Raw genomic sequence first — 20,731 nt, 5'->3', positions numbered from 1 at the left:
TTGCGCGGCAGCCCGGCGGAGCCATGCTCATCGCCGTGGGGCATGCGGGCGTCATCGTTCACCCGGAAGAATATCTTCCAGTGCTTCCCGAGCACATGCCCATATCGATGGTGCACTCGTTGCTCGCGCGCTCGGGGTGGGAGAGGCTCGACGAGCCGGTGCCCGATGGCCTCATCACCGACGACCATGTCGCGATGATGCGTGAATTCGACAAACGTAAAATGGAGACGGCGACGCTGGACGAGCGGGAAAGGCTGGAACGCTACCGTCCGGACACCGGTGACGACTAACGGCGGGTCATGGTAATGCCGGGCATTTCGGGTTCGCTGAACAGGTCGAGTCGGCCGCTAGGGTGATGGACATGGCTGATCGCCGCATGTTGCCGGCCTCGGAGGTCGCCGACCTGGTCACGGGGCTCCGGTCCCTGCGCTGGGCCTGGGATCCCGTCGAGATCGACGGGGTTGTCGAGAGGTTCGGCTGGAAGGTCGAGTCGCGCCTGGGCCGGTCGGTGCGACTGGACGCCGGATTCGGGATGGCCAGCGGTTTCTTCTATCTCTCGCGGTCCGGGAAGGTCGACAGGATCTCGGTGGCCGCGTGCGGATCCGCGAGCGCCGAGTCGGCCGGAGGCCGGGCGTACGTCCAGGACGCCTTCGCCCAGGTCGTGGCGGCGGCCACGCGGGCATTGGGAGAGCCCACCGAACGCATTCCCGGTGAGTCGGCCGAGGTGCGGTGGCGTGGCCACGAGGCGACGATCGGGGTCAAGCACCAGTGGGTGCAGGTCAACGTGTTCCTGGCGACGAACGAGTACATCGACGAGTTCGATCGGGCCGTTGAACTGGGCATATGAACACGGGGATTGTGAACACGGGGATCGTGAACGGACTGTGAGCACTGTGGAGTGGGAGTCGTTCGCCGAGGCGCTGGCCGAAGAACTGGCCGTCCTGCCGGCCGGGGCACTGATCGTGATCTCCGAGCCCGGTGACGGCCTGACCGGCCGCTATGCGCAGTTCGTTCAGGAGACGGACCGATTGGTCGCCGAGGTCGTGGCCGACTCGGTCCTGGAGCCGAAGCAGCGGGTTTCGGCCGAAGGTGAGAGGGCGATCACGTCGGCGGGATGGCGTCCCCCGGACCGGCCGGCCGGACGCGAGAACTGGTGGGCCGAGCTGGCCTGGCCCGCCTCGGCCCGGCAGTACCAGGCCCTGGCGGGAATGGTGGTCACGGCGATGCGCGACGGGTACGGCATCCCCGACCCGGGCGGGCTCCGGTATCGGGCGTGGAACGAGAAGAAGGGCAACGATCCCTTCGATCTGCCGCGGCTCGGCCTGCCCCGGGAGGAGCCGCGAAGAGCGAGATTGTTCGACGGGGAGGGCGCGGACGGCCGGCCCCACGTGTCCCGCCCGCCGGTGGACGCGGGCGAACGGGACCGGCTGCTCGCGTATCTGCAGAAGGCCCCCATCGTGCTGGCGGCGCGGGGGTTCGACTCCGACCGGCTCGAACCCGGCGGGCGCAGGGACGTCCCGATGACGTTCCACACCGACGGCGCGTGGGTCTGGCCGGGGGCCGTCGGCTACTACCTGCGTGAGCATGACGTGGCCCCGGAGCCCGACCTGGTCGACCATGTTCGCCGGATGGAGTTCCGGCTGCCCGAGGTGGACGAGCGCGCCCGCGCCGCCGCGCTGTCGGTGGTCACCGGTCCGACGGGCTCGGCGCCGGCTCGACGGACGGATCAGGCGGTGCGACGGGCCGCGCCGGGCCGGGCGTCAGGCGGGCGGTCCACGACGCCGGGCCGGGCGCCCGCGTCTTCGGACCGCGCGGGCGCGGCCGGCGAGGAGGACTCGATCCGGCCGTTGCCGGGTGAGCCGCCGCTGTCGTTGCTGAAAGACCGGCGGGTCGTCGGCCTACCCGTCGATGCCGAGGTCGACCGGTACGGAGATCCCGACGGCAACTTCATGTACGCGGTGCGGACCCCGTACGCACGGCGCTCATGGCCGGCGGAATGGGAGAACCGGCCCTATCGCGTGTACCGGTTGCGGCGGCCGCTGCGAGTGCTCACCGGGGTCGCGGTTCCGTGGTTCGACCAGCCCGGCGGCGGGATCGCCTACGTCCTGCCGTCCTCCGTCGCCGACCTGCTCGCCGACGGCACCCTGACCGAGGTCACCGGCGCCTGAGCAGGATCGGCTCACCGGTCCGGCGGGCCATGGACGACCACGTCGGCGATGCGGTCGATGAAGTCGTCCGGCATCGCGTGATAGTGCTGGAACTCGACCTCGCTGATCCGGGCGCGGCGGGCGTAGGCGATGTTCGGCTCTGGATCATCGGTGCTGAGCCAGTGGCCTCGCCCGGGGCGCAGGCAGACCCTTCGGCGACCGAGCACGGGGTCGCTGGACGTCCGGCGGCCGAGGGCGGTGTGCGGGGTCTGAAGGTGGTCGGTCAGCTGGTAGAGGCCGTCGCCGTCCGCGCCGGTGTAGGCCAGTGATGCCCAAGGCGGCTTTGTGTAGGTCGACCGCATTCCGTGCAGGCGCGCCGCCCGGGCCGCGTCGGCCGTGATGGCGGCGATCGCCTGCCGCATCGCGTCCCGGTAGAGCGCGAGGGGCGACGGTGGTGGCGGCGCACATTCGATGACCGGCCAGTTGTCCTCGCCTGGATCCCCGTCCGGCCACGGTGACAGGCCGGCCTCGCGCTGAGCCTGCACCACGGCGGCGTCGACATCGCACCAGGCCGTCAGGGCCGTCCGGCAGTGACGGCAGAAGCACGGCGCCCACAGGGACGAGTCGGGCGGCGACGAGGCGAGCCCGGCGAAGTGCAGCCAGTCGAGCCGGACGCTCTCGGCCCCGTACCTGGCGAGGTCGGTAATCAGCGTCTCGACGTAGGCGCGGACGTCCGGGTTCGACGGGCACAGCCCCCACGGATGCGGCCGCCCCCGGACATCCCGCTGGGCGCAGTCGGGGTGCCGGGTGGCCAGCCGGGGGTTGCGCAACACGCTGACCCTGATGTGGCTGGACAGGCCGAGGCGGGCGGCCTCGGCGCATCCCTCCGCGAGCGGATCATGCCTGCCGATCGCGGCCGCCGTGCGGGGGGCCAGCCGCAGCCCCGACCACAGCGCCGGATCGGGCTGGAAGTAGGCGGCGCCCGGTTCCGCCCCGATCAGCCGCGGCGCGGCGCCGCGAACGGACCAGAAGCCCGGCTGGTGGGGGAGTGCTCCCCACACCACCGCGGGTATCCCCGCCCGCCCGGTCAGGTCGTCGAACACCGGGTCGAGGGCGCCGTCCGCCGATCCTCGCGCGGCGGCGAGAGCGACCAGGAACAAGACCTCGGTCACGCGTCCTCCCCGGGTCCTGCCGCTTCGGCGCGGCCGTCTGCCCCCGCAGGCCGGCGGGGCGCGCGGCCGTCGTCTTCGGCGGTCGGATGGAACCTGAAGGGTACTCCGATGATCCGTGCCGTCTCGGGCCCACGGCGGGCCCGGTCCCGCCGCGCCGGGACGGGGCCGGCCACCGATGGCCTTGTCGTCGCGGGCGACAAAGGCTTTGCCGGTGCCCGGACCGGCGACGTACGGTCGTGGGATGCCTGTAGCCGTGCGCCGGGCCGAGCCGGCCGACCTGCCCGTCCTGCCGGAGATCGAGGCAGCGGGCGACCTGCTGTTCGCCTCGGTGGGCATCGTGTTCCCGCCCGGACCGACGGTGATCGAGGAGGCGATCCGGGACGGTGCGCGCATCTACGTCGCCGGCGATCCACCGGTCGGGTTCGCGGCCGTGCGGGAGCGTGACGGCGGCACCCATCTGGAGCAGATCGCCGTCCGCCCCGAGCACGGCCGGCAGGGCGTCGGCACCGCGCTGATGGACCGGGTCATCGCTGACGCGGCGGGAGGCCCGATCACGCTGATCACCTTCCGTGACGTGGCGTGGAACGGCCCCTGGTACGCCCGGTTAGGCTTCACCGTGCTCGGGGCGGCATCGCATGGCCCACAGCTCAGGGGGCTGTGGGAGGCCGAGTTCGCCGCCGGCCTGCACCGCCTCGGTGCCCGCGTCGTCATGGCCCGCCCCGGACGCCCGCCGATCTGCGGGCTCAGCCCGGATAGGGCTCTGCGCCGCCGGCGGCCTGCGCGACGCCCGGCCGGGGGCGGCCGGACGCCGCGGGATGGTCGCCCTGCCACTCGCTCGCGCCGGGCACGTGCACGCCGATCAGCGAGAGCATCCTGGTGACGATGTGCTCGACCACGTCCTCGACCGAGCCCGGCGAGGTGTAGAAGGCCGGCATCGGCGGTGCCACGATCGCCCCGATCTCGGTCGCCGTCACCATGGCCCGCAGGTGGCCGAGGTGCAGCGGCGTCTCGCGCACGCAGAGCACGAGCCGCCGTCGTTCCTTGAGGGTGACGTCGGCCGCCCGCACCAGCAGGTTCTCCGACACTCCCGCGGCGATCGCGCTCAGGGTCTTGACGCTGCACGGCACGACGAGCATCGCGTCCACCCGGTAGGAGCCGGAGGCGATGGTGGCGCCGATGTCACGCCAGGGGTACACCACCTCGGCGTGCTCTTCGAGCCGCGCCTCCGGCATCTCGTACGCGGCGGTCCGCTTGGCCGCCGGACTGACCACGAGATGCCGTTCGACGCCGGCGGCGCCGAGCAGTTCCAGGGTCCGGACGGCGAGCGCCGTACCGGTCGCGCCGGACACGCCGACGATCACCCGGTACGGCGGCCCGCCGCCGATGGGGGTGTTCACTCACCGCTCCCGGTGATCGACCGGTTCCACGGCGCGAGCCGCCGCTCGAGGACGCCGATCAGCCCGGTGAGGCCGACCGCGGCGACCATGAGCACGACCACCGCGGCGAACATCCGGTCCGGCTGGAAGCTGTGCCCGGCGTCAACGATGACCCCGCCGACCCCGCCGATCGCGGTGAAGAACTCAGCGATGACGATGCCGACGACCGCCTTGCCGATGCCGATCCGCAGTCCCGTCATGATCGACGGAATGACCGAAGGGATCACGATCTGCCGCAGGATCCGGGCCTGCGAGGCGCAGAAGGCGGTGCCGACCTCGATGGTCGTACGGGGCACGTTCTGCACCCCGTTCCAGGTGTTGATCGCGATGGCGAAGACCGTCATCGTCATCACCATCGCGGTCTTGACGGCGAAGCCCAGCCCGAACCACAGCACGAAGACCGGGATGAGAGCGATCATCGGCATCGCGTAGCCGGCGATGATGAGCCAGCCGAGGGCCGCTTCGACCACCCGGAACCTGCCGATGAGCAGGCCGAGCGGTACGCCGGCGACGATGGCGAGCCCGAAGCCGGTGAGGAACGGCTTCGCGCTCTCGAGCACCGCCTCGGGCAGCGAGCCGTCCTTGGTCATGTCGACCAGGGCCTGGAAGACCTTCGTGGGGGGCGCGGCCAGGATCGGGTCGACCTGACGTGCGGCGATCTCCCAGATCGCCAGCAGGACCACGACGGCGGCGGCCGTCACGAGGCGGTCCCGGCCGGACCGCCGCCGGGTCCGCATCCGCCCGGACAGGACGGTCTCGTCGGTGACCGGCGGGGCCGGTTCTGTCATGACCGTCATGCGCGTTCCTCCCGCTCGTGCTGCTCGATCTCGCGGCCGTGGATCAGCCGCCACAGCTGGTGCCGGCGTTCGGCGAACGCAGCCGAGCTGCGGCGCTCGTCGACCGGCAGTGAGGTGTCCAACGCGGTGTCGAGCACGCCGTGCACCCGGCCGGGGTCGGGCAGCAGCGTGACCACCCGGTCGGCGAGCAGGACGGATTCGTCGAGGTCGTGGCTGACGAACACGATCGTCTTGCCCGTCCTCGCGTGGATCTCCAGCAGCTCGGCCTGCATGCCCTCCCGGGTCTGCGCGTCCAGCGCGGAGAACGGCTCGTCCATCAGCAGGACATCGGGATCGATGGCCAGCGCGCGGGCGATGCCGACCCGCTGGCGCATGCCGCCGGAGAGCTCGTGCGGCCGCCGGCCCGCCGCCGCGCCGAGCCCGACGAGCTCGATGGCCTCCTGGGCGGCGGCCCGCCGCTCCGCCTTCGGCACGCCGCGCGCTTCGAGGCCGAACTCGACGTTGCCGAGCGCGGTGCGCCACGGCAGCAGCTCGGCGTTCTGGAACACGATGCCCCGGTCGGGTCCGCATCCGCGGACCGGGTCGCCGCCGACCGAGACCGTCCCCGAGGTGGAGCGCTCGAGGCCCATGATGATCCGCAGGAGGGTCGTCTTGCCGCATCCGCTCTGGCCGGTGAGCGCCACGATCTCCGACCGGCGCACCTGGAACGTCACGTCCCGCAGTGCCTGGACCTCACGTCCCCTGTCGTCGTGGAACACCTTGGAGACCTGACGGACGTCGACGGCGATGTCCGGGGGCTGCTCGGCGTCGCCGGGCGCCGGGCCGCCTGGCGACCTCTCCGTCGCCTTCGCGGTCGCTTCGGTCATTTGGCGGCTCCGTAGTAGGTCGCCGGCACCTCACCGAGCTCGGCGACGGCCTTCTGCCGGAAGGTGTCGTCGATCATCGGGTCGGCTGGGACGAGCGACTTGACCAGACCGAGCTTGACCTGCAGGTCGGCGAGGTACTTGATCTGCTTGGTGGGGATCTCGCCGTTCATGGCGAGGTATCCGCCGGTGTGGAACTCCTTGTAGGCGGTGGTGATCTGCGGGTCGTCCGCCGGCACCTTGAGCGTCTTGGCGGCCAGCGCCTGCGCCTCGTCCTGGTGCGCGTCGGCGTAGCGGATCCCCTCGACCAGCCCGGCGATGAGACCGGTGACGGCGGTGGCCTTCTTGCCGAGTACGTCTTGACGGGCGATGAGTGCGTACCGCGGGAAGTCGGGCACCACGTCCTTGGCCCGGGCGAGCACCTTGATGCCGTCCTTGTCGGCCTGGGCTGCGTAGTCCAGGGGCGCGGACGCCACCTGGATGCGCCCGGAGACGACCGCCTTGTACCGGTCCGGTGAGCCACCGGCGTTGACGAGCTTCACCTTCGCCGTGTCGACGCCCGACTGCATCAGCATCGCCTTGGCGACCACTGCCGGCAGGCCGGTCGGGGTCGAGACGCCGAGCGTGGCGCCGGCGACGCCCGAGATCGAGCCGACGCTCGACTTCGCGTAGAGCGCGTAGTTCTGCCCGGGCATGGTCGAGCCGACGAACTTCAGCTTCGCGCCCTTCTGGGTGGCGAGCAGCGCCTCGCTGGGATTGCCCTGCACCACGTCGACCTCGCCCGCGAGCAGCGCCGGGAACGCCTGCTGGGCGCTCTTGAACTGCACGACCTGCACCTTGACGTTGTGCTTGGCGAAGAAGTTCTTCTCCTGGCCCATCAGCAAATAGCCCGAGTCGGCGCCCGGCTCGTAGATGCCGTACTTGATGGTGCCGGCGCCGCCCGACCCCTCGGCGTCCGAACCGCCGCCCCCGCACGCGGTGAGGGAGAGCACCGCGGTTGCGGTCACCGCGGCGAGCGCGGTCAGACGGGTCCTGCTCATATCTTCTCCTCCGAAGGCATGGATGACGGGGTGGCCGAGGCCGGCGCGATGCGCGCGAGGAGGTCGGCGAACTTGCGCTCGACCCGGCCGCGCAGCTCCGGGCCGGCCTCGGCGACCGGCGGGAACTCGGCGAGGCGGTGGTAGGGGCGCACCGCCGAGACGATGGCCCGTGAGTTGTGCGTCTGCCCGTGCGGGATCCGCGGGTCGAGGGGACCGCTCCACGCCCGCCGGATGATCTCGATGTCGTCGGCGGGATCGCAGCGCGTCGACATCGCCCAGAGCACGTCGAAGGTGTTGGTCGGGTCGATGTCGTCGTCCACCACAACGACGAAGCGGCCGAGGTAGGAGCCCGACTGACAGGCGGCCGCCAGGAGCCCGGCCTGTTTGGCGTGGCCGTCGTAGGCCTGCTTGATGGAGATGACGTTGAACAGGCGGGCAGCGCCCGCCTCATGGCACCACACGCCCTGGACGCCGGACAGCCCGGCCCGCTCGACCTCGTCCCAGATCATCCCGGACTTCATCACGCACTTGCTGTACGAGAAGTTGGACGGTGGCCGGATCGGGGAGGCCACGGTGACGATGGGGTCGTCGCGGTGGTAGACCCGCCGGATCCGCACCACCGGCTGGTCGGAGCGCCCCCCGGCGTAGTAGCCGGTGAACTCACCGAACGGTCCCTCCGGGGCCACCTCGCCCGGGTGGATCTCGCCCTCCAGCACCAGCTCGGCCGAGGCCGGCATGGGCAGCCCGAACAGCTCGGACTCCACGACCTCGAACGGCGCGCCGCGGTGACCGCCCGCGTAGTCGTACTCGGAGAGCCCATAGCGCAGCTCGTTGCCGGAGGCGAGGAAGAGCAGCGGGTCGTGCCCGCACGAGATGAGCACCGGGCAGGGCTCACCGCGGGAGAAGTACTTCTCCCGGATCTGCCGGCCCTGCTTGCCCGGTGAGATCCACAGGCCCACGCGGTCCGGGCCGTGCACCTGGGAGCGGTAGGTCCCGACGTTCACCCAGCCGTCGTCGGGATCCCGCATGATGACCAGGTCGTCGGTGCCGATGTAGCGGCCGCCGTCCCGCTCGTGCAGGAACGGCGCCACGAGCCCGGTCACGTCGACCTCGTCGTCGCGGAGAACGTTCTCGAGCACCGGGCCGCGGTCGACGGTGACCGGGGCGATCGGCTTGTGGGTCTTCATCCGGTCCCGGTAGGCCCGGACGACGTCGAGCGGATGGCCGGGGACCGGCAGGCCGAGCGTGAGCGCCAGCCGCTCGGCCGAGTTGGTCGCGCCGGAGAACGCGCGGTGACCGGGCCGGGTGCCTACGAGGTCATCGAAGAGGATGGCCGGGCCGCCCTCGCCGCCACGGTGCGCGACGAGTTCGATGAGAGTGCCGAGTTCGAGGTGGGGGTCCACTCCGCCCAGCCGGACCAGCTGGCCGGCCCGCTCGATCCGTTCGATGAGTTCGCGCAGGTCAGCGTGCGGACCGTCGTACTCGTTGTAGGTCATCGCGCCGTGTTCCGGCACTCGCCGGAAGGTATTCTGGCGCGACCGTATTCATGCTTGATCATGGTATCTATCCGTTTCGTGGCGCGAAGCCGGGACGCGCCTCATCCGGTTCCCAGGGGCGTTGCCCGAAGGTACGTCGGGTTTCCACAAAAGGGAATCGAACCGAAACAGATTCTGCGTGACAGAACATCGGAGGCTCCGACCCGATCCGGCCCGGGGTCCGCCCCCGGCTAGAGGTCCTGGCTGATCGCGTTCGCCGCCGCGCGGAGCGGAGGCAGCATCATGTGCAGGTTTCCCTGCGTCATCCGCTGATGCGGCAGGCTGACCGCGAGCGCGGCCAGCGCGCGGCCCAGGTGGTCTCGGACGCAGACCGCGACCGCGTCCAGGCCCGCCGCGCTCTCCTCGTGGTTCACCGCGTAGCCGAGGTCTCGCACACTGCGCAGCTCGTTGCGCAACGCCTCGACATCGGTGATGGTGCGGTCGGTGACGCGCACCAGTCCGTCCGCGAAGAGCGCGAGCACCTCGTCATCTGGCAGCTCGGCGAGCAGGGCCTTGCCGCCCGACGTGCTGTGCGCGGGCAGTAGCGTGCCGGTACGCGACGTGACGCGCAGCGGCCGGTCGCCCTCCACCCCGTCGATGAAGCGGCTGCCGCTGCCCTCGAGCACCATGAGGTTGACCGTCTCGCGCAGCTCCGCCGCGAGCCGCTCCATGTGCCGCCTGGCCTTGCGTCGCACGTCGAGCCCGCCGACCGCGGAGAGTCCGATCTCGACGACGACCCGCCCGGCCCGATAGGCCCGGGAGACGCGGTCCTGGGCCACGAAGCCGCGGTGCGCCAGGGTGAGCAGCAGCCGGTGCGCGGTGGAGCGGGCCACGCCGAGCTCGTCGCTGACGTCGGTGACCCGGACCTCGCCGCGTTCGCGGATCAGGAGCAGGACGAGCATCGCCTTGTCGACCGAGCCGATGGCGTAGGGGGGCAGTGAATCGGGAGGTGAATCGGAAGGTGAGTCAGGCATTTGTTCTGTATAGCAGAAAAAAATGTGCAAAACGTCCCGTATGGAACAACGCATGGCACGATGTGCTCGGCGCCCGACCGGGCGCGTCCGGCCGGTCATCGGCCCGTCCCGCCGCCCGCCTGCGGACCCGCACAGCCGAGGAGTCTTCATGCCGCGACCTCCGATCGAATCCCGGAGCCCCTCGATCGAGGACGACGTCCTGATCGTCGGTGCCGGCATCGCCGGTCTGGTGCTCGCGCTCGAACTGCACGACGCCGGGATCGGCTGCCGCGTCTACGAGGCCGTGCCCGAGGCGGGCGCGGTCGGGGTGGGCATCAACCTGCTGCCGCACGCCTCGCGGATCCTGCACCAGCTCGGCCTCGGTGACGAGCTCGACGGCGTCGGCGTCACCACGGCGGAGTCGGTCTTCTTCAACCGGTTCGGCCAGCTCATCTACCGCGAGCCCGCGGGCCGGCACGCCGGCTACGACCACCCGCAGTACTCCATCCATCGCGGAGACCTGCATGCCGTCCTGCTGCGGGCGGTGCGGGAGCGGCTCGGCGACGACGCCGTGCGCCTGGGCCATCGGTGCACCGGTGTCGAGCAGGACGAGACCACCGCGACCGCCCACTTCCGCTCGACCGGCAGCGGCGCCGGGTTGCCGCCCGTGCGCGCCAGGGTGGTGATCGGCTGCGACGGGATCCACTCGGTGGTCCGCAAGCAGCTGCACCCCGGCGAGGGCGAGCCCCGTTACTCCGGCATCAACATGTGGCGCGGAGTGACCCGGGGCCGGCCGTTCCTCTCCGGGGCGAGCATGGTGCGGGCCGGCTGGCTCGACCGGGGCAAGCTCGTCGCCTACCCGATCCGCGACTTCGCCGACGGCACCGGCGACCAGCTCCTCAACTGGGTGGCCGAGATCAGGACGCCGCGCCACCGGCAGCGGGACTGGAACCGCCGGGGCCGCCTCGAGGACTTCATCGGGGCGTTCGAGGACTGGCACTTCGACTGGCTCGACGTGCCCGCGATGATGCGCGGCTCGGAGGCGGTCCTCGAGTACCCGATGGTGGACCAGGACCCTCTGGACCGGTGGACCTTCGGCCGGGTGACGCTGCTCGGCGACGCCGCCCACCCGATGGTGCCGCGCGGTTCCAACGGCGCGGGGCAGGCGATCCTCGACGCGCGCGCACTCCGCCGGAGCCTGGTCGGCGTGCCCGACGCGGTCGCCGCACTCCAGGCGTACGAGGCCGAACGCAGGCCGGCGACGACCCAGGTCGTGCTGACCAACCGCAGCACGCCGCCCGACGTCATCCTCGGCGAGGTGTGGGAGCGGACCGGAGACCGGCCGTTCGAGTCGATCGACGATGTGATCAGCGCGGACGAGCTCGCCCGGATCTCGCAGAGGTACAAGGAGGTCGCAGGTTACTCCGCCGACGCCCTGCGCGACGCAGGCCCGGCGTCCAGCGCCTGATCGCGACGATACGTCCCGTCGCGCGTACGCCTCGAACGCGCGCGGTGCCGGCCGCCCGCGCCGGGCCCGGGCCCGCGGTCAGGACCGGGCCGCCGGCGGGGCAGGCCGGTCGCCGCCATCGAACCCGTCCCGGGAGGGAACCCCGGACCGTCGGCGGACGTCTGTCAATGCGGACGGCGGGAGGGGCGGCGATGACGGGGGCGCGGTCGGCGGCGTGGCTGGGCTCGCTGCGGGAGCGGCTCGGCCCGCGCGGCGCCGCCCTGGTCCTGATCGCCGTCATGCTCGTCGTGACCACCGTGCCGCTGGTCTCCCTGCCGGCCGTGCGCTGCCAGGTGTTCGGCAGCGGGTGCGCCGAGGTGGGCCCACCGTCCCGGACCGATCCGTCCGCGGGGCCGCTCCGGCGGCTGACCCCGGTCGAGGCCGCCACGCGCGGCCGTTATGTCGCGCTCGGCGACTCCTACTCCTCCGGCGAGGGCGCGTACGTCATCGCCCCCGACCGGGCGGCGGTGAACCGCTGTCACCGGACCTCCCAGTCCTACGCCCACGAGGTCGCGCGGACGTTCGCGTTCGCGCGGGGTTCAGCGCTCTGGGCCTGCTCGGGCGCGACCGCCTCGAGCGTCCTGAGAGGACGGTTCGGTGAGCCGCCGCAGGTCGACCGGGTCGAGGCGGGCACCAGCCTGGTGACCATCAGCATCGGCGGCAACGACGCCGGGTTCTCCCGGGTGCTCGCCGCATGTGTCCTCAAGCTCCCGTGGAGCGGGGACTGTCAGGCCCAGGGCGGCGAGATCGCGACCAGGATGGCGACGCTGCGGCGGTCGCTGCCCGGCGTGCTCGACCGGGTCACGGCCCGCGCGCCGTCGGCCCGCGTGGTCGTGCTCGGCTATCCGCGGCTGTTCTCCGAGGCCAGGGGAGAGGGCCTCGACAACATCAGCGTCGGCGACCAGCAGTGGCTCAACGCCAGGGCACGCGAACTCAACGAGCTCATCCGGCAGGCGGCCCGCGACGCCGACGATCGCATCGTCGCCGAGCGGGGGAAGGGCAGCGTCGAGTTCGTGGACGCCTACAGCGGGTTCGCCGGGCATGAGGTCGGCAGCGCCGACCCGTACGTGCACGGGCTCGATGTCGACCTGATGGCGTTCCGTGCCGAGGCGCACAGCTTCCATCCGACCGCCGCCGGCTACCGCAGGCTGGCCGAACTGGTCACCCGGCAGGTCAATGCCGGGCCCGGCCGCCCGCTCAACCAGTACGCCTGAGCGAAGCGCACCCCTGGCCGCAGGCCGCCCCTCTCCGCCGTGATCATGCAGTTGTTCGCAGGTCCGCATGCGGTGCCCCGTGGCGGCGGAGGAGCCGCTCGGGCCGCGGCGATACCCGGGCACGGGCCTGGGAGGAATACGGCTCAGGTCTCAGTGATCTTGTTGAGGCGCTCGATCGCGTCCGCGAACTCCTCGATCATGTCGTAGACGACCTGCCGGGCCGGTTTCACGGTGTTCATGAGCCCGACGCACTGGCCGACGAAGTAGTTCGCCAGCCGGCCGGCGCCCTCGTTGCCGCTCTCGGCGACCTTGTTGATGTGCCGCATCGCCCCTTCGGCGACGATCATCTGCAGCGGCATCGGCAGCGGTCCGGGGCTGCCGGCGCCCTCCCACTCCTCGGTCCACGCGGAGACGAGCTGACGGGCGGGTTTTCCAGTGCGGGACCGCGACCGTACGGTGTCGCGCGAGGTGGCCGCCAGCATCTTGGCCTTCACCACGGGGACCGTCTCGGCCTCCTCGGTGGTGAGCCAGACCGAGCCGCACCAGACGCCCGACGCGCCCAGCGCCATGGCGGCGGCCATCTGGCGGCCGGTCGCGATGCCGCCCGCCGCGAGCACGGGCACGGGGGCGACGGCGTCGACCACCTCGGGCACGAGCACCATCGTGGCGATCTCTCCGGTATGGCCGCCCGCCTCGCCGCCCTGCGCCACGACGAGATCGACCCCGGCCGCCACCTGGCGCCGGGCATGCTCGACGGTGCCGACGAGCGCGGCCACCGCCACGCCGGCCTCTCGCGCCCGCTCCACCATCAGCGGAGGGGGCGGGCCGAGCGCGCTGGCGATGAGCCGGATCGGGTGGGACAGCGAGACGTCGATGAGCTCGGTCGCGCCCTGCCGGGTGACCTGCCGGGCGCCGCCCGTGGCCGCGGCGGCGTCGCGCGCCCTGCCGAGGTCGGGGGCGGGCACGCCGTACTTCTCGAACAGCGCGGCCAGGAAGTTCCAGTGCTCGGCCGGGATGGCGCCGAGGACGGAGCCGGGATCGCCTTCGCCGCGGCCGGCCCGCTCCGCCGACTCGTCGATCCGGCCCGGCACGAGGACGTCCACCCCGTACGGCCGGCCGCCGACGTGGCCGTCGATCCAGCGCAGCTCCTCCTCGAGCCGTTCAGGGGTGTAGGCCACGGCGCCGAGCACGCCGAAGCCGCCCGCGTTCGTGACCGCGGCGACCACGTCGCGGCAGTGGCTGAACGCGAACAGCGGGAATTCGACGCCGAACCTCTCACAGACCTCGGTGCGCATCGGCCGGCTCCTCTCCGGGGGCGGGATGGAAGACGAGATAGGCCTCGCCCTCGCCGGGGTGCTCGAAGGCGGCGACGAGCGGGAGCCCTTCGCGCAGCAGCCCGGCGGCGACCCGGTCCAGTCGGGTGTGCAGCCACGGGCCCTCGGCCAGCTCGACCAGGGCCAGCAGGGCCGGCGGGGGCGTCGCCGACCCGTCATCGCGCGGGCGCGCGTGCGACACCGCCCAGCTCACCAGCGTGGCCGCGCCGCCGGCCCGGGTCCAGACGAGGTCCGTGCCGCCGCAGTCGGCGCAGCCGCTCGCGTCGGGGGCGAACCACCTGTCGCAGTCCGCGCATCGCTTGATCATCAGCCGGCCGGCCGCGGCGCCGTCGAAGAAGGCGTCCGTGCGGCCGTCGCGGCGCAGGACCCCGAACCCGGTGTCGGTCACGGCCGGCTCCCTCTCGGATGCGGGCTGAGGACGAGCGTGGAGTGGTGGTCCAGGATGCCGCCGTTGCCGCTGACCAGGATCACGTCGTTCTTGGCGACCTGCCGCTCGCCCCCCTGCCCGCGCGCCTGGATGACCGCTTCCGACAGCGGCGTCATGCCCCACATGTAGTACGCCGACAGCTGCCCTCCGCCGGTGTTGGTCGGCAGGGCGCCGCCGGGGCCGAGGGCGCCGGACGCGGCGAAGGCGCCGCCCTCTCCCTTGGCGCAGAAGCCGTAGTCCTCCAGCGACACCAGGACGGTGTAGGTGTAGCAGTCGTAGAGCTGGCACACGTCGATGTCGTCGGCGGTGACGCCGGCCATCTTCATCGCGACCGGCCCGGAGGTGGCCGCGCCGGTGACCAGGCCGAAGTCGCTGCCTCGCTCGAGCCGGTGGCCGGGGTGGCCCTGCCCCCAGCCCCAGATGTGCACGGGCGGCCGGGCGAGGTCGCGGGCCCGGTCGGCACCGGTGATGACGAGCGCGATGGCGCCGTTGGACACCAGGCAGCAGTCGAGCAGGCGCAGCGGCTCGACCACCCAGCGGGAGCTCTGGTGGTCGTCGATGGTGATGGGTTCGCGCAACTGGGCGAGGGGGTTCATCGCCGCCCACCGCCGGGTGCCGACGGCGATGGCGCCGAGCTGCTCGCCGGTGGTGCCGTATCGCGCCATGTGCCGCTGCGCCGCCAGCGCGTAGAAGGCGTTGACGCTGCGGAAGCCGAGCGCGGCCGTCATGCCCGTGAACCCGTAATGCTCCCGGGCGGAACTGTGATAGGCCGAGCCGGCCGACTGCCGAGGTTTCAGCGGCGCGTCGGCGAAGACGCACGCCACGGTCGCGGCGGCGCCGCTGATCACCGACATCGCGGCGTAGGAGACCATCGCCCCGGCGGTCGCGCCGAACGTGTTCATGTGGCTGAGCAGCCGCAGGTCGCGCAGGCCCAGCGTCTCGGCCAGCTCGATGCCGGGTGAGCCGGACAGGCCGTGGCTCACCAGCAGCCCGTCGAGGTCGTCCAGCGCGAGGCCGGCATCGGCGACCGCGGCGCGGACCGCCTGGGCCGCCAGCCGCCGGGGGCTCTGGCCGTACACCTTGCCGAGCTCGGTCATGCCGAGACCGGCGATCGCCGTCTGCCCGAGCGGATCCGTCCGCACACCGCACCTCCACGGGCCACGATACCGAATCATGTTCGGCTCGTCGTCGGCACGCGCTCGGGTGCGGGCCCAGGATGGGCGGGGACGAACCGGACCGCGACGAGGCGCCCCGGGCCGGAGGAAGACGCCTTGACCGGGCCGCCGGTTGGCACGGCGCGCTATTGCCTATGTCACACCGATCCGGCGCGTGGCCGGTCGCCCCGGGCGCAGGTTCCGGCCCGGCGCGGTCGCGCGGTTCGGGACTTCCGCGCCGCGTCGCCCTGGGGTTCATCGCCCCTGGTGGCGCCGGTCAGTGACGCGCGTCCGGGCCGTCCGGCGGCACGATCTCATGACGGATGGTCAGAAATCGGACACAAGACGCCAAGCCCTACCCGGTGAAACATTTCAACAAACATCGTGGGAAATCGGCGTCCGTGCACGGTTCAGGACGACTCGCCGGCCCCGGCTACATTCGTTCGTCATGCCGGATGAAGCGATCTTCAGCCGACCCGGCCGAACCCCTGTGAGCTGCTCATACGGGCTCCGGGACGGTGCGGTAGGTGCTTGCCGCGCCGTCCGCGGCGGAGAACGACGAAGTCCGGCCGTGCCACCCCGCCCCCCGCCCGGGCACCGCGATTCGGCCTTGCCGTGAACGGCGCTCGGGACCAGCGAACGGAGATCGACGATGACGTCGTCACGACGCGGATTCCTGCGCGATACGGCGCTGCTGATGGCCGCGCTGCCCTTGGCAGCGGCCTGCTCACGAACCGACACGGCCACGGAGCGCTCGGGCGGCGGCGCACTGGACCGGGCCCGCCGGCAGGGGTACATCCAGGTGGGTTTCGCGAACGAGGCGCCCTACGGCTACACCGACACCTCCGGCAAGCTCACCGGCGAGGCGCCGGAACTCGCCAGGGTGCTCTTCGGCGAGCTCGGCATCAAGGACGTACGCGGTGTGCAGCTGGACTTCGGCGGGCTCATCGGCGGGCTGCAGGCACGCCGCTTCGACGTCATCGCCGCCGGGATGTTCATCACCCCCGAACGCTGTGCCCAAGTGGCGTTCTCCGACCCCGAGTACGTCGCCAAGAGCGCGTTCCTCGTCCCCAAGGGCAACCCCGACGGCATCCGGAGGTTCGAGGACGTCGCCCGGTCGGGTCTGCGGCTCGGCGTGCTGTCGGGCGCCGTCGAGGGAACGTACGCCGAGAAGCTGGGGGTGCGGAAGGGGGACATCAAGACCTTCGCCGACCAGCCCAGCGCCTTCGAGGGGCTGGACGCCGACCGCGTCGACGCGGTGGCCCTCACCCGCATCTCGCTGGCCGATCTGCTCGGCAAGCACAAGGGCGCGCCGTTCGAGATCACCGAACCGTACGTGCCCGTCATCGGCGGTAAGGAGCAGTTCGGCGCCGGCGGGTTCGCCTTCCGCAAGCAGGACTCCGATCTGCTGGCCGCGGTGAACGGCAAGCTCGCCGAGCTCAAGAAGGGCGACCGGCTGCTGCCGATCATCAAGCCGTTCGGGTTCACCGAGGCCGAACTGCCCGGCGACCACACCGCCGCCGTGCTCTGTAAGGCGTGACGCCGGTGTCGGTGGTCTCCGATGCCCTGCCCCTGCTGCTGCGGGGCGCATGGGTCACGATCCAGCTCACCGTGCTCGGCGCGGCCCTCGCCCTGGTCCTGGCCCTGACAGCCGGCCTCATGAACGCCGCCGCGAGCCGGGCCCTGCGCGCCGTCGGCCGGGTCTACGTCGAGTTCTTCCGCGGCACGGCCACGCTGGTGCTGATGTACTGGCTGTTCTACGCGCTGCCCCTCATGGGCTTCCGGCTGGCCGCGATGTTCGCGGGCGTGCTGGCGCTCGGCCTCAACGTCGGCGCCTACGGGGCCGAGGTCGTCCGCGGCGCGATCAAGGCCGTTCCCGCCGTCCAGGTCGAGGCCGCGGTCGCGCTGAACATGACCCGGGCGCAGCGGATGCGGCTGGTGATCCTGCCGCAGTCGCTCGCGATGATGCTGCCGTCCTTCGGCAACCTGCTGATCGAACTGCTGAAGGGCACCGCGGTGGTGTCGCTGATCTCGCTCACCGACCTCACCTTCCGGGCCCAGCAGGTCCGCGGCGCCACGGGCGAGACGGCGGTCGCGTTCGGCCTCGCGCTGGTCATGTACTTCGTCATCGCCCAGGTGCTCACCTTCGGGATCCGGATGGCCGAACGCCGGGCGAACGCCATGCTGGGCCGGGCCCCGGCGCGGAACCCGATGACGGCCGCGGCCGTGCGGGCGGTGACGCGCTGATGTGGAGCTGGTCCTACGTCCAGGAGATTCTGCCGACGCTGCTGCGCGGGCTGCTGGTCACCGTCGAGGCGACCGTCCTCGGGTACGCGCTCGCGCTCGTCCTCGGTCTGGCCATCGCCGTGCTCCGGCACTCCGCGGGGAGGGTCACCGGTCAGGTGCTCCGGTGGGCGGTGGAGTTCGTCCGTAGCACGCCCCTGCTGGTGCAGCTGTTCTTCCTCTTCTACGTGCTGCCGGGCTTCGGCATCACGCTGGGCGCCCTCGCGACCGGCGTCATCGGTCTCGGCGTGCACTACGCCACGTACACCTCCGAGGTGTACCGCTCGGGCATCGAGAGCGTCCCGCGCGGTCAGTGGGAGGCCGCGACGGCGCTCAGCCTGCCGAGCCGCAGAGTGTGGACCGGCGTCGTCCTGCCGCAGGCGGTGCCCAAGGTCATTCCGGCCCTGGGCAACTACGTCATCGCCATGTTCAAGGACACGCCGCTCCTGCTCGGGATCACCGTTCTGGAAATGCTCGGCAGCGCCTACAAGGCCGGTTCGGAGAGCTATCGGATGCTCGAGCCGGTGACCCTCGTGGGCCTGCTGTTCGTGGCCGTCAGCGTGCTGGCCGGCCTGCTCGTACGACGTCTGGAGCGCCGTTATGGCAACTGAGACAAACCCGCGTGGACCCGTGAGCCCATCGCCCGCGGCCGGGGTCCTGTTCGACAAGGTCGTGAAGCGGTTCGGCGACAACACGGTGCTGCGCGAGCTCGACTTCGAGATCTCCCCGGGCGAGCGCGTCACCCTGATCGGCCCCAGCGGCTCGGGGAAGACGACGATCCTGCGGCTGCTCATGACGCTGGAGCAGCCGGACGGCGGGGTGATCTGGGTCAACGGGGACTCGCTGTCCCACATGGACCGCGGCGGCCGGCTCGTACCGGCCGACGAGCGGCACCGGCGCGGGGTGCGCAAGAAGATCGGGATGGTGTTCCAGCAGTTCAACCTGTTCCCGAACATGAAGGTGCTCCGCAACCTCACCGAGGCGCCGGTGCACGTGCTCGGGCTGTCGCGGGACGAGGCCGAGGAACGGGCCAGGCGGCTGCTCGACATGGTCGGGCTGGCCGACAGGATCGACGCCCATCCGGCGCACCTGTCCGGCGGTCAGCAGCAGCGGGTCGCCATCGCGCGGGCGCTCGCGATGGAGCCCGAGGTGCTGCTGCTCGACGAGGTCACGTCGGCGCTCGACCCGGAACTGGTCGCGGGCGTGCAGAACCTGCTGCGCGACATCGCCCGCGAGAGCGACCTCACCATGCTCTGCGTCACGCACGAGATGGGCTTCGCCCGAGACATCTCCGACCGGGTCCTGATGTTCGACCAGGGCCAGGTCGTCGAGGAGGGGCCGCCGGACAAGATCTTCAATGACCCCGCGGAACAACGCACCCGCGACTTCCTGCAGGCGATCTTGAACGCCTGACCTCAGGTGCGGGCGAAGGCGTCGGTGGCCTCGATCAGCCGGTGCAGGATGCCCGGTTCGTCGAAGGCGTGCCCCGCGTCGTCGACGATGTGGAAGTCGGCCTCGGGCCAGGCCACGTGCAGGTCCCACGCCGTCGCCACCGGTGTGCACACGTCGTAGCGGCCTTGAACGATCACGGCCGGGATGTGCCGGATCTTGTCGACGTTTTCGAGGAGGTGGTTCTCGGGGAAGAAGCCCTCGTTGACGAAGTAGTGGCATTCGATCCGGGCGAACGCCACGGCGTAGTCCGGCTCGCCGAAGTGGTCGACCAGCTTCGGATCGGGGCGCAGGGTCACGGTGGCGCCCTCCCACTGCGACCACGCCCGCCCCGCCGCCAGCCGTACCTGCGCGTCCGGCGAGTTGAGCCGGCCGTGGAAGGCGGTGATGAGGTCGTCGCGCTCGTCCTCGGGGATCGGCGCCACGTACTGCTCCCACAGGTCCGGGAACAGCAGTGAGGCGCCCTCCTGGTAGAACCAGTAGAGCTCGAACGGGCGGAGCATGAAGATCCCGCGCAGGACGAGCTCGCTCACCCGGTCGGGATGGGTCTGCGCGTACGCCAGCGAGAGAGTGCTGCCCCACGAGCCGCCGAACACCAGCCACCGGTCGATGCCCAGATGCTCGCGCAGCCGCTCCATGTCGGCGACCAGGTGCCAGGTGGTGTTGTCGTCGAGCGAAACGGCGGGGTCGGCGGCGTGCGGGGTGCTGCGCCCGCAGTTGCGCTGGTCGAACAGCACGATGCGATAGGCGTCGGGATCGAACTGCCTGCGGTGGGCCTCGCTGCAACCTGCTCCGGGCCCGCCGTGCACCATCACCGCGGGTTTTCCCTCGGGGTTGCCGCAGATCTCCCAGTAGAGGGCGTTGCCGTCGCCGACCTCCAGCATCCCGGAGTCATACGGCTCGATCGGCGGATACAGGGTTCGAAGCTCCATGGTCTGAGATTCTTCCATTGCCGGTTCTGAGCCGAAACCGCAGCGTCCGGGTGCCGTCCGCCGCAGAAGAGTCGAAGTCCATTCGCCGACCGGGCAGACATGGTTGCATAACGCACTTAGAGTTTCCCATGTGAGCGATCTGAACCGATCGGGCGGTTCGCCCTCTTCGCCGGTGGTCGGTAAGCCGTGGCCGCCGCCGCGGAATCTGCCCGCCGTGCCCGAGGAGGAGGCCCAGCCCTGGGACACGGTCAAACAACTGAAGCAGATGGCGGACCTCCTCGGCGACGCGCTCGCCGTCGGGGAACGCAAGGTCGCCGAGACGCGCGACGAGGCGGCCGCGGCCTGGGATGAGCTGCAGCGGGCGCGCAATCACGCCGAGCAGGCCCAGAAGGACGCCTCGGCTCAGCTCGCGGCCGCACTGGCCGACCGTGAGCAGGCGCAGCGTGACGCGGCCGCGGCCTGGGGCGAGGTGCAGCGTGCGCGGGCGC

At 71.5% G+C, this 20,731-nt stretch carries 21 protein-coding genes and 1 pseudogene; 11 read left to right on the top strand and 11 right to left on the bottom strand.

The features are described 5' to 3' along the window. Positions 1-23 precede the first annotated feature (23 nt). The 3 genes from HKK72_RS21875 to HKK72_RS42290 all read left to right on the top strand — a co-directional run bounded on the left by HKK72_RS21875 (position 24) and on the right by HKK72_RS42290 (position 2,168). Positions 24-290, top strand: a complete 267-nt coding sequence (locus HKK72_RS21875; protein WP_187236269.1) for a hypothetical protein — start codon at positions 24-26, stop codon at positions 288-290. Positions 291-361: 71 nt separating this feature from the next. Further along, entirely contained in the window at positions 362-847 is a 486-nt protein-coding gene (locus HKK72_RS21870) for a DUF6301 family protein (RefSeq protein ID WP_187236268.1), read from the top strand. Between the two features lie 37 nt (positions 848-884). Further along, entirely contained in the window at positions 885-2,168 is a 1,284-nt protein-coding gene (locus HKK72_RS42290) for a TNT domain-containing protein (RefSeq protein WP_222720983.1), read from the top strand. 11 nt (positions 2,169-2,179) lie between these two features. Here HKK72_RS42290 and HKK72_RS21860 read toward each other — a convergent pair whose 3' ends face one another. After that, positions 2,180-3,319, bottom strand: coding sequence for a hypothetical protein (locus HKK72_RS21860; protein ID WP_187236267.1), 1,140 nt, complete (start codon positions 3,317-3,319; stop codon positions 2,180-2,182). 175 nt (positions 3,320-3,494) lie between these two features. Between HKK72_RS21860 and HKK72_RS40005 the strand changes: the two are divergent. Continuing rightward, positions 3,495-3,935: pseudogene (locus HKK72_RS40005) on the top strand (GNAT family N-acetyltransferase); the annotation flags it as partial. Positions 3,936-4,062: 127 nt separating this feature from the next. Here the strand turns inward: HKK72_RS40005 and HKK72_RS41215 are convergent. The 6 genes from HKK72_RS41215 to HKK72_RS21830 all read right to left on the bottom strand — a co-directional run bounded on the left by HKK72_RS41215 (position 4,063) and on the right by HKK72_RS21830 (position 9,964). Continuing rightward, the gene (locus HKK72_RS41215; protein ID WP_315987383.1) at positions 4,063-4,716 is read right to left on the bottom strand and encodes a UbiX family flavin prenyltransferase; all 654 of its coding nucleotides are present in this window, start codon (positions 4,714-4,716) and stop codon (positions 4,063-4,065) included. Next, complete coding sequence (locus HKK72_RS21850; protein WP_187236266.1) at positions 4,713-5,552, bottom strand: ABC transporter permease; 840 nt, start codon at positions 5,550-5,552, stop codon at positions 4,713-4,715. The genes HKK72_RS41215 and HKK72_RS21850 overlap by 4 nt, the downstream gene beginning before the upstream one ends. Then, positions 5,549-6,418 carry an ABC transporter ATP-binding protein gene (locus HKK72_RS21845; protein WP_187236265.1) on the bottom strand — a complete coding sequence of 290 codons (870 nt, stop codon included), beginning with the start codon at positions 6,416-6,418 and terminating at the stop codon, positions 5,549-5,551. Before HKK72_RS21845 ends, HKK72_RS21850 begins: the two co-directional genes overlap by 4 nt. Further along, entirely contained in the window at positions 6,415-7,455 is a 1,041-nt protein-coding gene (locus HKK72_RS21840; protein WP_187236264.1) for an ABC transporter substrate-binding protein, read from the bottom strand. Before HKK72_RS21840 ends, HKK72_RS21845 begins: the two co-directional genes overlap by 4 nt. Beyond that, a complete protein-coding gene (locus HKK72_RS21835) occupies positions 7,452-8,969 on the bottom strand; it encodes a UbiD family decarboxylase (protein WP_187236263.1) in 1,518 nt (505 codons plus the stop codon). The genes HKK72_RS21840 and HKK72_RS21835 overlap by 4 nt, the downstream gene beginning before the upstream one ends. 212 nt (positions 8,970-9,181) lie before the next feature. After that, positions 9,182-9,964, bottom strand: a complete 783-nt coding sequence (locus tag HKK72_RS21830) for an IclR family transcriptional regulator (protein ID WP_187236262.1) — start codon at positions 9,962-9,964, stop codon at positions 9,182-9,184. A gap of 148 nt (positions 9,965-10,112) precedes the next feature. Here HKK72_RS21830 and HKK72_RS21825 point away from each other — a divergent pair, with 148 nt between their 5' ends. After that, entirely contained in the window at positions 10,113-11,411 is a 1,299-nt protein-coding gene (locus HKK72_RS21825; protein WP_187236261.1) for a flavin-dependent oxidoreductase, read from the top strand. A gap of 191 nt (positions 11,412-11,602) precedes the next feature. Continuing rightward, positions 11,603-12,664 (top strand): SGNH/GDSL hydrolase family protein, encoded by a 1,062-nt coding sequence (locus HKK72_RS21820; protein WP_187236260.1) that lies wholly within the window; start codon positions 11,603-11,605, stop codon positions 12,662-12,664. 143 nt (positions 12,665-12,807) lie between these two features. On the opposite strand, the gene HKK72_RS21815 is transcribed toward HKK72_RS21820, so the two are convergent. Genes HKK72_RS21815 through HKK72_RS21805 form a run of 3 tightly spaced genes read right to left on the bottom strand, consistent with a single transcriptional unit; the run spans position 12,808 to position 15,567 of the window. Further along, positions 12,808-13,959, bottom strand: coding sequence for an NAD(P)H-dependent flavin oxidoreductase (locus tag HKK72_RS21815; protein WP_187236259.1), 1,152 nt, complete (start codon positions 13,957-13,959; stop codon positions 12,808-12,810). Next, on the bottom strand, positions 13,940-14,386 hold the full coding sequence (locus HKK72_RS21810) for a Zn-ribbon domain-containing OB-fold protein (RefSeq protein WP_315987382.1): 447 nt from the start codon (positions 14,384-14,386) through the stop codon (positions 13,940-13,942). Before HKK72_RS21810 ends, HKK72_RS21815 begins: the two co-directional genes overlap by 20 nt. Then, on the bottom strand, positions 14,383-15,567 hold the full coding sequence (locus HKK72_RS21805; protein WP_315987381.1) for a thiolase family protein: 1,185 nt from the start codon (positions 15,565-15,567) through the stop codon (positions 14,383-14,385). The genes HKK72_RS21810 and HKK72_RS21805 overlap by 4 nt, the downstream gene beginning before the upstream one ends. A gap of 664 nt (positions 15,568-16,231) precedes the next feature. On the opposite strand from HKK72_RS21805, the gene ehuB reads away from it, so the two are divergent. The 4 genes from ehuB to ehuA are packed head-to-tail and all read left to right on the top strand — an operon-like array spanning position 16,232 to position 19,275. After that, the gene (gene ehuB / locus HKK72_RS21800) at positions 16,232-17,119 is read left to right on the top strand and encodes an ectoine/hydroxyectoine ABC transporter substrate-binding protein EhuB (RefSeq protein ID WP_187236258.1); all 888 of its coding nucleotides are present in this window, start codon (positions 16,232-16,234) and stop codon (positions 17,117-17,119) included. A gap of 5 nt (positions 17,120-17,124) precedes the next feature. Further along, a complete protein-coding gene (gene ehuC / locus HKK72_RS21795; RefSeq protein ID WP_187236274.1) occupies positions 17,125-17,826 on the top strand; it encodes an ectoine/hydroxyectoine ABC transporter permease subunit EhuC in 702 nt (233 codons plus the stop codon). Further along, on the top strand, positions 17,823-18,473 hold the full coding sequence (ehuD, locus tag HKK72_RS21790) for an ectoine/hydroxyectoine ABC transporter permease subunit EhuD (protein ID WP_410050327.1): 651 nt from the start codon (positions 17,823-17,825) through the stop codon (positions 18,471-18,473). The genes ehuC and ehuD overlap by 4 nt, the downstream gene beginning before the upstream one ends. 19 nt (positions 18,474-18,492) lie before the next feature. Continuing rightward, positions 18,493-19,275 (top strand): ectoine/hydroxyectoine ABC transporter ATP-binding protein EhuA, encoded by a 783-nt coding sequence (ehuA, locus tag HKK72_RS21785; protein ID WP_315987380.1) that lies wholly within the window; start codon positions 18,493-18,495, stop codon positions 19,273-19,275. A 2-nt stretch (positions 19,276-19,277) separates the two neighbouring features. Here ehuA and pip read toward each other — a convergent pair whose 3' ends face one another. Beyond that, positions 19,278-20,243, bottom strand: coding sequence for a prolyl aminopeptidase (gene pip / locus HKK72_RS21780; RefSeq protein ID WP_187236255.1), 966 nt, complete (start codon positions 20,241-20,243; stop codon positions 19,278-19,280). 130 nt (positions 20,244-20,373) lie between these two features. Between pip and HKK72_RS21775 the strand changes: the two genes are divergently transcribed. Next, the coding region (locus HKK72_RS21775; protein WP_222720980.1) for a hypothetical protein at positions 20,374-20,731 on the top strand (358 nt) is incomplete at its 3' end.

The organism is Actinomadura sp. HBU206391 (assembly GCF_014323665.1).
Taxonomy (GTDB): domain Bacteria; phylum Actinomycetota; class Actinomycetes; order Streptosporangiales; family Streptosporangiaceae; genus Actinomadura_C.
Note: the sequence above shows the minus strand (reverse complement) of the source record. Positions and strands in the feature narration are given on the sequence as shown.

Bases quoted from the DNA above. Each gene is read 5' to 3' on its own strand.
- HKK72_RS21875 (WP_187236269.1), top strand. From the start codon at position 24: ATGCTCATCGCCGTGGGGCATGCGGGCGTCATCGTTCACCCGGAAGAA.
- HKK72_RS21870 (WP_187236268.1), top strand. From the start codon at position 362: ATGGCTGATCGCCGCATGTTGCCGGCCTCGGAGGTCGCCGACCTGGTC.
- HKK72_RS21850 (WP_187236266.1), bottom strand. From the start codon at position 5,552: ATGACGGTCATGACAGAACCGGCCCCGCCGGTCACCGACGAGACCGTC.
- HKK72_RS21845 (WP_187236265.1), bottom strand. From the start codon at position 6,418: ATGACCGAAGCGACCGCGAAGGCGACGGAGAGGTCGCCAGGCGGCCCG.
- HKK72_RS21840 (WP_187236264.1), bottom strand. From the start codon at position 7,455: ATGAGCAGGACCCGTCTGACCGCGCTCGCCGCGGTGACCGCAACCGCG.
- HKK72_RS21830 (WP_187236262.1), bottom strand. From the start codon at position 9,964: ATGCCTGACTCACCTTCCGATTCACCTCCCGATTCACTGCCCCCCTAC.
- HKK72_RS21825 (WP_187236261.1), top strand. From the start codon at position 10,113: ATGCCGCGACCTCCGATCGAATCCCGGAGCCCCTCGATCGAGGACGAC.
- HKK72_RS21820 (WP_187236260.1), top strand. From the start codon at position 11,603: ATGACGGGGGCGCGGTCGGCGGCGTGGCTGGGCTCGCTGCGGGAGCGG.
- HKK72_RS21815 (WP_187236259.1), bottom strand. From the start codon at position 13,959: ATGCGCACCGAGGTCTGTGAGAGGTTCGGCGTCGAATTCCCGCTGTTC.
- ehuB (WP_187236258.1), top strand. From the start codon at position 16,232: ATGACGTCGTCACGACGCGGATTCCTGCGCGATACGGCGCTGCTGATG.
- pip (WP_187236255.1), bottom strand. From the start codon at position 20,243: ATGGAGCTTCGAACCCTGTATCCGCCGATCGAGCCGTATGACTCCGGG.